The 15229-nt window shown below is 43.4% G+C and carries 12 protein-coding genes and 1 pseudogene; 7 read left to right on the top strand and 6 right to left on the bottom strand.

All coding sequences use genetic code 11. The features are described 5' to 3' along the window. Position 1: 1 nt before the first annotated feature. Positions 2-2038 carry an NAD-dependent DNA ligase LigA gene (ligA, locus tag AAHH42_RS09180; protein WP_072550206.1) on the top strand — a complete coding sequence of 679 codons (2037 nt, stop codon included), beginning with the start codon at positions 2-4 and terminating at the stop codon, positions 2036-2038. A 27-nt stretch (positions 2039-2065) separates the two neighbouring features. On the opposite strand, the gene ubiA is transcribed toward ligA, so the two are convergent. Together ubiA and ubiC are read right to left on the bottom strand one after the other, a co-directional pair. Beyond that, a complete protein-coding gene (ubiA, locus tag AAHH42_RS09175; protein WP_072550205.1) occupies positions 2066-2914 on the bottom strand; it encodes a 4-hydroxybenzoate octaprenyltransferase in 849 nt (282 codons plus the stop codon). After that, a complete protein-coding gene (gene ubiC, locus AAHH42_RS09170; protein ID WP_072550204.1) occupies positions 2914-3420 on the bottom strand; it encodes a chorismate lyase in 507 nt (168 codons plus the stop codon). Before ubiC ends, ubiA begins: the two co-directional genes overlap by 1 nt. A 442-nt stretch (positions 3421-3862) precedes the next feature. Between ubiC and aroQ the strand changes: the two genes are divergently transcribed. The 3 genes from aroQ (at position 3863) to accC (ending at position 6243) form a co-directional block, all read left to right on the top strand. Further along, on the top strand, positions 3863-4351 hold the full coding sequence (aroQ, locus tag AAHH42_RS09165; RefSeq protein WP_072550203.1) for a type II 3-dehydroquinate dehydratase: 489 nt from the start codon (positions 3863-3865) through the stop codon (positions 4349-4351). Between the two features lie 73 nt (positions 4352-4424). Beyond that, entirely contained in the window at positions 4425-4883 is a 459-nt protein-coding gene (accB, locus tag AAHH42_RS09160; protein WP_072550202.1) for an acetyl-CoA carboxylase biotin carboxyl carrier protein, read from the top strand. A gap of 10 nt (positions 4884-4893) precedes the next feature. Then, the gene (accC, locus tag AAHH42_RS09155) at positions 4894-6243 is read left to right on the top strand and encodes an acetyl-CoA carboxylase biotin carboxylase subunit (protein ID WP_072550201.1); all 1350 of its coding nucleotides are present in this window, start codon (positions 4894-4896) and stop codon (positions 6241-6243) included. Between the two features lie 69 nt (positions 6244-6312). Here accC and glyA read toward each other — a convergent pair whose 3' ends face one another. Further along, the gene (gene glyA, locus AAHH42_RS09150) at positions 6313-7602 is read right to left on the bottom strand and encodes a serine hydroxymethyltransferase (RefSeq protein ID WP_342220967.1); all 1290 of its coding nucleotides are present in this window, start codon (positions 7600-7602) and stop codon (positions 6313-6315) included. Between the two features lie 317 nt (positions 7603-7919). After that, positions 7920-8651 carry a bifunctional 2-polyprenyl-6-hydroxyphenol methylase/3-demethylubiquinol 3-O-methyltransferase UbiG gene (ubiG, locus tag AAHH42_RS09145; protein ID WP_072550199.1) on the bottom strand — a complete coding sequence of 244 codons (732 nt, stop codon included), beginning with the start codon at positions 8649-8651 and terminating at the stop codon, positions 7920-7922. A gap of 183 nt (positions 8652-8834) precedes the next feature. Here ubiG and gyrA point away from each other — a divergent pair. Continuing rightward, positions 8835-11396 (top strand): annotated as a pseudogene (gene gyrA, locus AAHH42_RS09140) (DNA topoisomerase (ATP-hydrolyzing) subunit A); the annotation flags it as partial. Between the two features lie 406 nt (positions 11397-11802). After that, positions 11803-12750, top strand: a complete 948-nt coding sequence (locus tag AAHH42_RS09135) for a hypothetical protein (protein WP_342220966.1) — start codon at positions 11803-11805, stop codon at positions 12748-12750. Between the two features lie 225 nt (positions 12751-12975). Here the strand turns inward: AAHH42_RS09135 and nfuA are convergent, their stop codons facing one another. After that, positions 12976-13551 carry a Fe-S biogenesis protein NfuA gene (gene nfuA, locus AAHH42_RS09130; protein WP_072550197.1) on the bottom strand — a complete coding sequence of 192 codons (576 nt, stop codon included), beginning with the start codon at positions 13549-13551 and terminating at the stop codon, positions 12976-12978. Between the two features lie 49 nt (positions 13552-13600). Beyond that, the gene (gene gntX, locus AAHH42_RS09125; RefSeq protein ID WP_072550196.1) at positions 13601-14296 is read right to left on the bottom strand and encodes a DNA utilization protein GntX; all 696 of its coding nucleotides are present in this window, start codon (positions 14294-14296) and stop codon (positions 13601-13603) included. Between the two features lie 53 nt (positions 14297-14349). Between gntX and bioH the strand changes: the two genes are divergently transcribed. Continuing rightward, complete coding sequence (gene bioH / locus AAHH42_RS09120) at positions 14350-15126, top strand: pimeloyl-ACP methyl ester esterase BioH (RefSeq protein WP_342220965.1); 777 nt, start codon at positions 14350-14352, stop codon at positions 15124-15126. The last annotated feature ends 103 nt before the right edge of the window (positions 15127-15229 follow it).

Here is a 15229-nt window from a genome sequence, read left to right as displayed (position 1 = left end):
TATGAAACCGATAATTCAACAAATCAATCAACTACGAACTGTACTGCGCCGTCATGAACATCAGTATCATGCTTTGGATACCCCAGAAATACCGGATGCAGAATATGATCGTTTGATGAATGAACTGTGTCAATTAGAAACCGAATACCCTGAATTTATCAGCGCGGATTCACCGACTCAGCGAGTTGGTGCAACGCCGCTGAGTACGTTCGAACAGGTGACACATGTGGTTCCGATGTTATCACTGGATAACATCTTTAATGAAGAAAGTTATTTAACCTTTAATAAACAGTTACATGAAAATTTAAACAGTAAATACTTCAATATTAGTGAGCAACTGGCTTTCTGCTGTGAACTTAAAATAGACGGTGTGGCGATCAGTTTGTTGTATGAAAATGGTGAATTGGTGCAGGCAGCAACCAGGGGCGATGGTAACATTGGAGAAAATGTTACGCGTAATGTAAAAACCATTCGCAGTATACCGTTACGTCTACATGGTGATGATATTCCACAGAAAATCGAGATCCGTGGTGAAATTTTTATGCCGCAACGCGATTTTATACGCTTCAATGAAGAAGCAAGGCGCAAAGGGGATAAGGTTTTCGCTAATCCACGTAATTTGGCAGCAGGTTCTTTACGTCAACTTGATCCTCGTATCACGGCTAAGCGACCATTGGCATTTTTTTGCCACAGTGTGGGATTATTGAACGGGGGATTGTTGCCACAGAGCCATATGCAGTGCCTACTACGATTTAAAAACTGGGGTTTACCGGTTAATGATCACACCAAACTTTGTATTAGCAGCGATCAAGTTATCGCTTTTTACCGTCAGATTGAACAACAACGGGATAGCTTAGGTTTTGATATTGATGGCCTAGTGATCAAAGTTGATGATCTGTCATTACAAAAACAATTAGGTTTTGGCACCCGAGCACCCCGTTGGGCAACAGCGTTTAAATTTCCGGCTCAAGAGAAAATGACGCAAGTGCATGACGTGGAATTTCAAATCGGGCGAACGGGGGCTATCACTCCAGTCGCTCGGTTAGAGCCTGTTCAGATAGCGGGCGTGGTGGTGAGTAATGCGAGCTTACATAATGCCGATGAGATAAAACGCTTAGGTTTACGTATCGGTGATACCGTGATAGTGCGGCGTGCGGGTGATGTTATTCCACAGATTGTTAGCGTGATAATCGATGCACGACCGACAGATACACGAGAAATCATTTTTCCTTTGCGTTGCCCAATTTGTGGTTCAGATATTGAGCGAATTGAAGGTAAAGCCATCGCGCGTTGTAGTGGTGCACTGTCTTGTGCTGCACAACGTAAAAAGGCGATAAAACATTTTGTTTCTCGCCGAGCATTAGATATAGAAGGTATAGGTGAAGAATTAATCGAACAATTGGTAGAAAAAGAGTATGTGCAACATCCCGCTGACTTATTCCATTTAACCGTCGAAAAATTAATCGGACTGGATAGGATGGGTGCTAAATCGGCGCAAAATCTGATTTCCGCATTAGACAAAACGAAGCAAACAACGTTTGCCCGTTTTCTTTATGCGCTGGGTATCCGTGGTGTGGGCGAAGCGATGGCAGTAAATCTGGCCACACATTTCCGCAATCTGGAAAATTTACAAGCCGCTGATGTTGAGGTGTTAAAAAAAGTACACAATATGGGCACGGTGAATGCTGCACACATCATCCATTTTTTAGCGCAAAAACATAATCAACAGGTTATTGCCGCACTTGAAACCATTCTCTGTTGGCCGGAAGCCTCGGAACCGATGGAAAATACTGCCGCCAAAATTGATAGTCCATTCGCAGGTAAAACCGTAGTATTAACCGGTCGTTTAACTATGTTAACCCGTAGTGATGCCAAAGATCGCCTACGCGCCTTAGGCGCGGAAGTCAAGAGTTGTATTTCGAGTAAAACCGATTTAGTCATTGCGGGTTTAGCTGCTGGCGAGAAACTGCAAGAAGCGCAGAGACTGAATATCAAAATTATCAACGAAACTGAAATGATGAGTCTATTCGACGATTGATCTTTCTGCCCCCCCTCTGGGCGGGCGTCAGTAACTGAAGAAAATACCAAGAAACAGGCTTAACCCCACATAATTATTGTTCAAAAAAGCGCGCAAATAGAGATCAGACTCAGATTTCCACATGATTTTTTGCTGATAAATAAAGAGTAAAGCGGCAACTAAAATCGCACCATAATAGAGATTGCCAAACTGCATTACATAGCCCAGTGTCATCATCAGTAGCAACGTTATCAGTTGCAATAACCCAATGATTAATTGGCTATATCGACCAAATAGGATCGCTGTGGATTTCACATTAATTTTTAGATCGTCGTCACGATCGACCATGGCATATTGAGTATCGTAAGCCACAGTCCAACACACATTCACCAGCAATAACAACCAACAAACCCAGGGTAGACTACTGTTAACCGCGGCGAATGCCATCGGAATCGACCAGCTAAACGCCATCCCCAATACCAGTTGTGGTAATTGGGTGATACGTTTCATAAACGGATAAATCCAGGCTAATACCAAAGCAACCAATGATAAGCCGATAGTCATCAGGTTTAGCGTTAATACCAAAGTAAAAGCCAGTAGCAGCAATAGAACGAATAAAATTTTGCTCTCTTTTTCGCTGACAGCACCACTGACTAAAGGCCGCACCGCAGTGCGTTTTACATGACCATCAATATAGCGATCAACATAGTCGTTGATCACGCAGCCAGCACTGCGCATAAGGAAAACACCCAATACAAACACGAGCAATATTTTTATCTCAGGCACGCCTTTTTGTGCTAACCATAACGCTGACAAAGTTGGCCACAGTAAGAGTAATGACCCAATGGGTTTATCGAGTCGTATTAAACGACAATACGCTTTCCATTTGTGTAGCATTATATTTGATACATTGGTGATGCCGATAAAAAAACTTCCGTCAGTAATAACGGCTTACCGGATAAACGTAATAATGAGCGCCTCGCCCATAGATCATCCTGTCGCCCAATTTGGATGTAATCACGGGTTAACTTATTATCTCTAAATAGATAGCGTCCAAGCGGAGTGCTACCCAAATCCAATAACTTTTCATGAACGCCTGAGAAGGTTTCCTCTGGGATCACAGTACGCCCCTGTAACCAGGGCATGCCATCTCCATACATAATCACTTCCCGCAACCAATAGCGTTGACTCTCTGGCAACAGTGCCTGCTCATTACCCAAGTCTTGCCGCGTAATAAAACGCTGTTGCTGTGGCTCGACAGTAACACTCCGGCAATAGCGTTCAAAACGTTCCGTCATCGAACCTTGTTCGTGCAACCAATCAGTAATATTTGTAGCCAGTTTTTGTGGCTCCATCGTCCACCATTGGACAGGCTTTAGAATTGATACCCCGCCATCGATCATTTAAATTACTCCCTGCAATGAGTAAAAGAAGAAACATTGTAGCTCAGAATAGAGTACTTTCGAAACCAGTGCTTATCGTGCTCAGTGCGTCTCGATTTTGGAATATTGGCAAAGTTTTATACCCAATGAATTTCGAGTTACGGCAAGGCGGCAATCAATCGAATCCCAGGAGTGTACAGGTAGTACATGACTGGGATGAGTGCGAACAGCCAACACCCCCGTAACTTGAAAGACGAAGGGTATACAAGCACCATATGAAATATCTTCGCTGATAAATGCAGTCTTTTGCTGCTAATTGCTACGATATCATTATAATGCTCGACCTTAACACCGATTGTTATAGCAATCTCATGGTAAAGGGGTGACAAATCGGCCATATCGGGTTATTTTGAAGACAATCAAAAAATTGCTGAGAATGACAGAATGATAATTAGGATAGAGAATGTCAGATAATTTTCATATTTTGCTGCTGAACGGGCCTAATTTGAATTTACTCGGATCCCGTGAAACGGAAAAATACGGTGCTACTACTTTAGAAGAGGTAGTTGATCGATTAAAGGAACAGGCACGATGCCTGAAAGTACAGCTATCTCATTTGCAAGCGAACGCAGAGCCAGCGTTAATCGATAAAATTCATCAAGCACGGGGTAACACCGATTTTATTTTGCTTAATTTTGCTGCGTTCACCCACACCAGTATCGCGCTGCGTGATGCATTGTTGGCGGTAAAAATTCCTTTTATTGAAATCCACCTGTCTAACCTGTATGCCCGTGAAACTTTCCGTCATCATTCCTATTTTTCCGATATTGCGCTTGGCGTAATCTGTGGGCTAGGGGTAGACGGCTACCATTTTGCTTTACAAGCGGCAGTCAATAGACTTCGTGCAAACCGTAGTTCGTTATGTGAACTCAAGACACCTGACACACAGTAGGGTTTGCAAGAAGTCTAATCATTTATCAGCATCTCATTAAATTACAACATGTAAAGAGTACGGAATCATACTTATGGATATTCGTAAAATTAAAAAGCTTATCGAACTGGTTCAAGAATCTGGCATTGCAGAATTGGAAATTTCAGAAGGTGAAGGGTCAGTACGCATCAATCGAACGCCAGCAACACCCTATTACCCCATGATGCAACAACCCCCTTCTACACCCGCACAACAGCCTATGTCTGTAACCCCAACAGGACCCACAGCAATTGAACCCTCTGCATCGGTTGCGACTAGTGGTCACATTGTGTGCTCACCCATGGTCGGTATCGGCTACCTCTCTCCAAGACCAGGAGAGGAAGCGTTCGTTAAAGTGGGACAACAAGTGACTGTCGGTCAGACTCTGTGCATTGTTGAAGCAATGAAAATGATGAACCAAATTGAATCAGATAAAGCCGGTACAGTAAAAGCTATTTTAGTAAAAAATGAACAACCGATTGAATATAACCAACCTCTTATCATCATCGAATAAAGAGGCATCTATGCTGAAGAAAATTGTTATTGCCAACCGAGGTGAAATTGCGTTACGTATCTTACGAGCCTGTCAAGAACTCGGAATCCACACGGTGGCGGTTCATTCCACTGCCGATCGTGATCTAAAACATGTATTACTGGCAGATGAAAGCGTGTGTATTGGTCCTGCGCTTTCAACACAAAGTTATTTGAACATTCCAGCGATCATTTCAGCCGCTGAGATCACCAATGCGGACGCCATTCATCCCGGCTATGGCTTCCTGTCTGAAAATGCAGATTTTGCTGAACGGGTAGAACGTTCAGGATTTGTTTTTATCGGTCCCGAGCCAGAAGCTATTCGTATGATGGGAGATAAAGTGTCGGCAATCACTGCCATGAAAAAAGCCGGTGTCCCCTGTGTGCCTGGTTCTGATGGTTCATTGCAGGATGATACAGAACAAAATAAAAAGATTGCAAAACAAATTGGCTATCCCATTATTATTAAAGCATCTGGTGGGGGCGGCGGCCGTGGAATGCGTGTGGTGCGTAGCGAGGCCAACCTGGAACAGTCCATCACCCTGACCCGTACGGAGGCCAAAGCCGCTTTCAATAACGATAGTGTTTATATGGAGAAATATCTTGAAAATCCACGCCATATCGAAATTCAGATCCTAGCTGATGGCCAGGGTAACGCTATTTATTTGGCTGAACGTGATTGTTCGATGCAACGCCGTCATCAAAAAGTGCTCGAAGAAGCGCCAGCTCCTGGTATTCTCAGCAGTGTGCGGCATCGTATTGGTAAACGCTGTGCAAAAGCTTGTATTGACATCGGCTATCGTGGTGCCGGTACTTTTGAATTCCTCTATGAAAACGAGGAGTTTTATTTTATTGAAATGAATACTCGGATCCAGGTTGAACATCCAGTCACCGAAATGATAACCGGTGTGGATATGATTAAAGAACAGCTACGTATTGCTGCCGGTCAAATACTTAGCATGAAACAAGACGACGTAAAAATCTCTGGTCATTCCATTGAATGTCGTATTAACGCTGAAGATTCGAACACTTTTCTACCCAGCCCCGGTAAAATCACGCGTTTCCATGCACCAGGCGGATTAGGCATACGTTGGGATTCACATATTTACGCAGGTTATACTGTGCCACCTTATTACGATTCGATGATTGGCAAACTTATTACTTATGGTGAAAATCGTGACGTCGCTATCTCTCGCATGAGGAATGCACTAGGCGAGTTAATCATTGATGGCATCAAAACCAACATTGAGTTGCAAAAGCGGATTATTGATGATCCCTCTTTTCAACAGGGAAGCACCAATATCCACTATTTGGAGAAAAAACTCGGATTACAGGAAACCTGATTTCGAACAAGTTCTAAGGAGCTGTCCGCTCCTTAGACTCTTTCCATCAACAAAATATACCTGGAAAAATCAGCCGTAAACTGGGAATTTTTTGCAAATCTCCAGAACTTTTGCTTTAGTTGCCTGGATAACGCCTTCGTTCTTGATATTGTCCAAAATATCACATATCCAACCCGCTAATTCACGAGATTCAGTCTCTTTGAAACCCCGACGCGTGATCGCTGGCGTGCCAATGCGAATACCCGAAGTAACAAATGGGCTAAGAGGATCGTTAGGCACCGCATTTTTGTTGACGGTAATATTAGCGTGACCTAAGGCAGCATCGGCGTCCTTACCAGTCAGTTCTTTACCCACTAAACTTAGCAAAAACAAATGATTATCGGTACCACCTGAAACCACTTTGTAACCCCGCTCCAGAAATACCTTCACCATCTCTTTGGCATTCTTAACCACTTGCTGCTGATAAGTCTTAAAGTCAGGTTCCGATGCTTCTTTAAACGCGACAGCTTTAGCAGCAATCACATGCATCAGTGGCCCTCCCTGAGAACCAGGGAATACGGCAGAATTCAGCTTCTTGTGGAGAGCTTCACTATCTAGCCTTTTATCATCGTACGCAGCAACACTCGCTCTACTTTTAGCAAGGATCAGACCACCGCGTGGACCCGCCAACGTTTTATGGGTGGTGGTGGTAACAACATGAGCATGAGGAAGCGGAGTATCATAGACTCCAGTAGCCACTAATCCCGCAACATGAGCCATATCAACAAATAAGTAGGCGTTGATGCTATCGGCAATTTCACGCATTTTAGCCCAATCAATCACACCAGAATAGGCGGAAAAACCACCGATAATCATTTTTGGTTTATGAGTACGAGCCAAATGTGCCAGCTCCTGATAATCAATTTTTTCAGACTCATCAACACCATAGGGAATGATATGATAAAGCTTGCCAGAAAAATTTACGGGTGAACCATGAGTCAGATGACCACCGTGAGCCAAATTCATCCCCAGCACGGTATCACCTGGTTCAAGCAGTGCCATATAAACAGCCGCATTCGCTTGCGAACCAGAATGCGGCTGTACATTCGCGTAATCAGCACCAAACAATTGCTTGGCGCGCTCAATCGCCAACTGTTCGACCAGGTCGACATATTCGCAACCACCATAGTAACGCTTGCCTGGATAACCTTCAGCGTATTTATTCGTCAACTGTGAACCCTGAGCCTGCATCACCCGCGCACTGGTGTAATTTTCAGACGCAATCAACTCAATATGCTCTTCCTGACGCTCTACCTCTTGCTCCATTGCCTGCCATAATTCTTTATCATAATCGGCAATGTTCATTTCACGCTTTAACATCCGGATCTCCTGACTAAATGCACCTAATGAGCTACCCACTTGGGTTGGTGAGCCTAGTATACTCTGGTATGCCAGAAAATTTAACACAAGTTAGATCAGGAACAGTCGCTTGCTTTCACATAATAGACCTCTTGCATAACCTGCTATGTGATGTGAACTAGTTTGCCTGATAGCGCGAAAAAACAAATAAAAAAGTAGATTTTACCTTTAAAAGGTGTATATTGTCCTCTTCCCTGGTGTTAGCCAATTGGCAACCCTTCTCCAAGTTACACTTGCAGAAGGTTTTTTTTTGCATCAACGGCTCATGATGACACAGGTTAGTCCTGAGTATCTCGTTGAGTATGCAACATATAATTAACGTCCACATTTTGTCCTAGTTTAAAACGGTCACTCAACGGGTTGTAATGCAGTCCGATAATATGGCGTTCATTTAGTGATGCCTGATCGGCCCATCTTATCAATTCTGCAGGACGGATAAATTTTTTCGCGTCATGCGTACCCTTCGGAACCAAACGTAAAATATATTCCGCAGCCACCACCGCCATTAACCAGGATTTTATATTACGGTTGATAGTGGAAAAAAAAACATGACCACCTGGTTTAACCAGATCGGCGCAAGCACGGACAACCGACTCAGCATCAGGAACATGCTCAAGCATCTCCATACAGGTGACGACATCATATTGCTGTGTATGATTTTTTGCATGCTCTTCAATAGGTTGCTGAATATAATCCACCTTTACACCGCTTTCCAATGCATGTAACCGTGCCACTTTCAATGGCTCACTACCCATATCTAACCCAGTCACCAACGCTCCTTCACGCGCCATACTTTCGGCTAAAATACCGCCACCACAGCCAACATCCAGCACTTTTTTCGCAAAAATCCCCCCAGCACGTTGCAAAATATAATCAAGACGCAAGGGATTGATGCGGTGTAACGATTTAAGCTCACCGTTTAAGTCCCACCAACGCGAGGCGACTGCCGCAAATTTAGCGATTTCCTGTTGATCAACGTTTACTGGATTATCTGTATATTTTGTCTGCATAAATAAATATCACACTAGTTTGTTCGTTATGCCAAGATTATACTTGTTCTTTAACTAGACTTCTTGTAAAACTGTTAGTGGACCGCAACCAATCAATAACCTTTGAATTTCCCCAAAAATGACGCTTTGTGGTATAGTTTGTTACCTTTGAACCCGGTAATTGTGTAGAGGGATAGCGGCTTAATGAACGACCTTGCCAGAGAGATCACCCCGGTCAACATCGAAGAAGAGCTGCAATGCTCCTATTTGGATTATGCGATGTCCGTGATTGTGGGACGCGCGTTACCTGATGTTCGTGATGGACTAAAGCCCGTACACCGTCGTGCACTGTTTGCAATGAGTGTATTGGGTAATGATTGGAATAAAGCATACAAAAAATCTGCCCGCGTAGTCGGCGACGTTATCGGTAAGTATCATCCCCACGGTGACAGCGCAGTCTACGACACCATTGTGCGTATGGCTCAACCGTTCTCACTACGCTATATGTTAGTAGATGGACAGGGTAATTTTGGTTCAGTTGATGGCGATTCTCCTGCCGCAATGCGTTATACCGAAATTCGTATGTCAAAAATTGCTCACGAACTGCTGGCAGATTTAGAAAAAGAAACTGTCAATTTCGTGCCCAACTATGACGGTACGGAGCAAATTCCAGAAGTCATGCCAACCCGGATCCCCAATCTTCTGGTTAACGGTTCAGCGGGTATTGCTGTGGGGATGGCAACCAATATCCCGCCACATAATCTTTGCGAAGTCATTGATGGCTGCCTTGCTTATATTGAAGATGAAAATATTAGCATTGAAGGTTTAATGAAACATATTAAGGGCCCGGATTTCCCTACAGCAGCGATTATTAATGGTCGACGAGGAATTGCAGAAGCCTATCGTACTGGACGTGGCAGAATTTATCTTCGGGCGCGGGCCGAGGTGGAAACCGATGCCAAAACCAAGCGTGAAACCATTATCGTGAGGGAAATCCCCTACCAGGTGAATAAAGCACGACTAATCGAGAAAATTGCTGAGTTAGTGAAAGATAAGCGCATGGAAGGCATTAGCGCACTGCGGGATGAGTCTGATAAAGACGGGGTGCGTATCGTCATTGAAGTAAAACGTGATGCCACTGGAGAAGTGGTGCTGAATAATCTCTACTCACTCACGCAATTGCAAGTAACTTTCGGCATCAATATGGTGGCTTTGTACAAAAATCAACCCCGGTTACTGAATCTGAAAGATATTTTGCGGGCATTTATCCGTCACCGCCGTGAAGTTGTCACCCGTCGTACTCTCTTTGAATTGCGTAAGGCACGTGATCGCGCCCATATTCTCGAGGCTTTAGCGATTGCTTTGGTGAGTATTGATGCCATTATCGAACTTATCCGCACAGCAAAAGACAGTGCTGAAGCAAAAGATAACCTGATGAAACAGCCATGGCAGCTGGGCGATATTGCCAAGATGTTGGAACAAACCGATGGTGGTGCCACACGTCCTGAAACACTGGAAAATAACTACGGTATTCACGAAGGACGATATCATTTTAGCGAACAACAAGCACAGGCTATTTTGGATCTACGCTTACAGAAGTTAACTGGTATTGAGCATGGAAAGCTGATCAATGAATATGAGGATCTGCTGAAAAAAATTGGCGAGCTGATTTTTATTCTGGCTGATCCGGAAGAACTTTTAAAAGTTATCCGTGAAGAATTAACGAAGATTAAAGACCAATATAAGGATGAGCGTCGTACCGAGATCACCGATAATGCTACAGATATTAATATGGAAGATTTGATTGATCAGGAAGATGTAGTCGTGACTTTATCACATCAAGGTTACGTCAAGTATCAGCCGCTGACCGATTATCAAGCGCAACGCCGCGGTGGTAAAGGTAAATCAGCAGCACGGATCAAGGAAGAAGATTTTATTGATCAACTGCTGATCGCAAATACCCACGATACCATCCTATGCTTCTCCAGCCGAGGTCGCCTCCACTGGATAAAAGTTTATCAGCTGCCAGAGACCAGTCGTAACGCACGTGGTCGCCCGATTGTCAATTTATTGCGATTGAAAGAAAATGAACGTATTACCGCTATTCTTCCGGTACAGGCATATGAAGCGGAGCGCCACGTTTTTATGGCCACAGCCTGTGGTACTGTGAAAAAAAGCGCCCTGACTGATTTTCGCAATCCGCGCAAGGATGGTATCAATGTCATTAATCTGAAAGAGGATGATGAATTGATAGCCGTTGCGCTAACAGATGGCAACGACGAAGTAATGTTATTTGCTACCTCCGGTAAAATGGTGCGTTTTCCAGAAGAACGCGTGCGCTCTATGGGGCGTGGTGCGACAGGTGTACGAGGGATGAAACTCGAACGTGATGATCGTCTGGTATCACTCATCATCCCACGTGGTGAAGGTGAGATCCTGACAATCACTGAAAATGGCTTTGGTAAGTGTACCCCGTCCGACAAGTATCTAACGAAGTCCGGTCGTGGTAACGGGGGAGTACGCTCGATCAAAGTCAGCGAGCGTAATGGCAAGCTCGTCGGTGCTATTCAGGTTGTGGCCAGCGATCAAGTCATGATCATTACTGATGCAGGCACATTGGTACGTATCAGAGTAGCCGAGATAGCCACTGTGGGTCGTCAAGCTCAAGGAGTGACCCTGATCCGCACGAAAGAAAATGAGCATGTGGTTGGCCTGCAACGCGTAGCAGAACAGGACGACGAAACCTTTGATAGTGAAGACGATGATCAGGGAGCACTACCTACGGAGTAATCGACACCAAACAGGGAGGTTCCTCCCTGTTTGACCTTCCTTTAACAACGATCCAATAGACCTCTTTCCAAACCCTAGCGAGTGATGTGAAGTCAAGGCGCACAGCGCACAGCAACCGTCGTTAACACACAGTACATGAGGATTGTGCGCACCGGGCAACGCAGGATTCGAGTCACACAGCAGGTTTGGAAAGAGGTCTAATATCATTACTGACTATTTATAATAATGTCATGGTCACAAGGTATAAGCGCAATATTTTTTTATAATAGAAAGTGCTCTTTTTCAACAGCAGAATAAAAATTTTTTAACTAAGTTTTAAAGAAGCTTAATAATTCGTATTGTTCATCGCGGCTACAGTTGTTTATACAACGAGGAGATGCATATGACGACGTCTATTAGTTCTTTGCATGGTTCATTTAATTTTAGTCACTACAATATCCGTTCATTATGTACTGATAATTATAAGGTAAATTTTAAACCCGATTTAACTCAGTGCGATAAATTCGTTAATTTTTTTAAACGCATATTTTCATCCACACGCAAGGAAAAAGCGCTAACCGAGTTATACCATCGTATACATTCAAATTGTCGAGAGAATCAATTAAACGCATTAATTGAATTAAAAAATAATACTAAAAAAGAACTGCAAGATAATTATAAGACCACCATCATTTATGGTGAAGACTATGTTTATAGTGTTAGATTTACCTATGATAATCATCTATTGCAAGAAATTTCACTGAATGCAGATAATATTGAAATAGAAACTAAAAATGACTTTAAAACATCCATTACGGAGGGTAATTTTATAATAGAAGAAGCATTTCATGGTACCTACTTCATTGCTCTCAATAAGGTTTTACACAAATTATTGGCTAATGTTGAAGAAATGGTGAAAATTGTTAGACAGTATAGGGATGAGTTTCACAATACTTCTGATAATGGTGTAGGCAGTTACATACAGATAACGATATCAGAGAGTGTAATGAAAATTTTGACGAAAATAGCAGAACCCATCCCGTATTATTCAATGATAATAGAAAAAATTTTTCAACTGGATTCGCATCACCGTTCTTTATCTGTTGATGATAAAAAAATATTTTTATCTAAGTTAAAACGTGAAGTTATATCATCACAAGCCCTCACTGACAGCATAAAAGGGACAAGTTCAAGGCTGTATCCGGCAAATATAAAAGAATTTGACAGCCAGTTAAAAACTCTGCATAACAATACCCGTGATACTACAATGGCATTCTACAACGGCTTCATCGAAAATCCGGGACGGTCCGCCACAGACCCTACTATTCCACGTGATATTATTTGGCAATAATCATACGTTCAAACGGCCTCCTGATTAGCAAGAAAGCTAAGCCATGCTAATCAGTCATTTCGGTGGAGCCAGTACTGAAGCCATTTTTTGATATGGAAAGATAATTCTCTCACTGAAATTGAAATATTTTTAAGTCAATGAGTTACTTGTTTTAGGCATTGGAGGCTTGGCTTCGGTTCCTTGCTAATCAGTAACGGCCTTAACTGGCCGTTACTGATCACTAAATCAATAGTAAGAATGTTCACCACGCTGATGTTCAGTGATATCTCTCACTCCTTTCAGTTCAGAGAATGTTTGCAATAACTCTTTCTCAATACCCTCTTTCAAGGTGACATCAACCATAGAACAGCCGTTACAGCCGCCACCGAATTGTAAAACAGCGAACGCATCATCAGTAATCTCAATCAAGGTTATCCTCCCACCGTGGCTTGCCAACTGTGGATTAATCTGTGATTGTAATACGTACTCTACCCTTTCCATTAACGGCGCATCGTCGGCGACTTGACGCATTTTCGCATTAGGGGCTTTTAGGGTAAGCTGGGAACCAAGCTGATCGGTAACAAAATCAATTTCAGCATCTACCAGATAAGGTGCACTCAGTTCATCAACGAAGGCGGACATCTGTTCGAACTTCAGCTCAGTATCTGTTACTTCAATCGCGTCTTGAGGGCAATAGGACACACCACATTCAGCCGTAGGGGTACCAGGGTTGATAACAAATACACGAATTTGCGTCCCTTCTTTTTGATTTGCTAACAATTTGGCAAAATGATTTTGGGCGTTGTCTGTTATTTTTATCATGGCATTTAACTCAACAATTAATTTTTTTCTGTCAGCTATAATACGCCCATTAATGGCGTGACGACAAGGTACGGCAGATACACCATATTTGTAACGATGCAGCTCCTTGGGCCAGGAGCAGATTGGCAATTTCGGTCACAGTACTGCCAGTAGTCACAACATCGTCTAGCAAGGCAAGATGTTGCCCACGGATAGGGTCAACACAGTGAAATACACCGCGTAAATTTTTTCGGCGCGTGGCTGCATTCAACTGCTGTTGCGGCGGTGTCGAATGTAAACGTATTAAACTGCGGGGGTGATAATCACAATTGAGCCAGCGTGCCAATGGACGTGCTAGCAGATCGCTTTGATTAAACCCCCGTTGCCAACAACGGTACTTGTGTAAAGGAACACTGATGATCCGTTGCGGTTTTATTCTCTCACCATGACGCTTGGCATTTAGCCAACGTAACAGTAACAAGCGAGCCAACAGCGGGGCCAATTGTGTCATACCATCAAATTTCATTCTTTTTATCAACGTACTCAGCGGTGGTTGATAGTTGCTGACAAAGGTGATGTTCGTCCAGCAGGGCGGATTGAGCAAACAACGACCACAAGGCAAGCTCGGCGTCTCTGAAGGCAAACCACAACACGCACAGCACGAAGGCGTATTAGCCAAGTTACGGAGACAAAAACAACAAATTCCATGATGGGACAAATACAATGGCTGCATGCATAACCAACAGTGACTCGCGATTGTTAACATAGCTCCTCCTTGAACAGTAACCATTTGATAGTGACACAACAGGATAATAACCCATGACACAACTTTATTGGCATACCTGTGGTAAAGGTCATCACGATTTTGTGTTGTTACACGGATGGGGGCTGAATGCTGAAGTATGGCGTTGCATAATTGATAGATTTGTACCGCATTTCCGCTTACATCTGGTGGATCTTCCCGGTTACGGCCGGAGCAACGGATACGGCGCAATGTCCCTTGCTGAGATGTCAGCACGAGTATTAACTCAAGCTCCGACCAAAGCGTTATGGCTAGGTTGGTCGATGGGAGGACTGGTTGCTAGTCAGATTGCATTGAGCCAGCCAGAACGGGTGCAAGGGTTAATTACCGTTGCCTCTTCACCTTGTTTTAGCGCACAGGATCAATGGCCGGGGATCAAACTAGAAGTACTGAATGAATTTCAGCAGCAATTGAACAATAATCTCCAACGCACCATTAAACGTTTTCTATCACTGCAAGTCTTAGGTACTGCAAGTGCACAGCAAGATAGGCAGTTACTACAATCATTGGTGCTTCATCACCAGCGTCCAGAGGTACTGACTGCCGGACTAAAAATTCTACACACTACTGATCTGCGAACCGCATTGACCAATTTTTCACGGCCTTTCCTACGTATTTACGGTAATTTGGATGGACTAGTCCCCTCTAAGATAGCCACATTGCTGGATGGCGTGTGGCCAACAACCCAATCAGCGATTATAGATAAAGCAGCTCATGCTCCATTTATCTCCCATCCTGATGATTTTTCATCACTTATTATCCGTTTTTCTCAGCAAAATGATCTTTGTGATTAAAGTATGGTTGCGGCGCAACCGCTTCTTGATATAGACTAGAATAATAAGGATTCTCATTAGGATTTTTATTGAGTAGGTTATGCAAAAAGTCTAATGTATTCCA

Source organism: Candidatus Fukatsuia endosymbiont of Tuberolachnus salignus (assembly GCF_964030845.1).
GTDB lineage: Bacteria > Pseudomonadota > Gammaproteobacteria > Enterobacterales > Enterobacteriaceae > Fukatsuia > Fukatsuia symbiotica.
The sequence above is the reverse complement of the archived record's forward strand: the minus strand, read 5'-3'. Positions and strand labels throughout refer to the sequence as shown.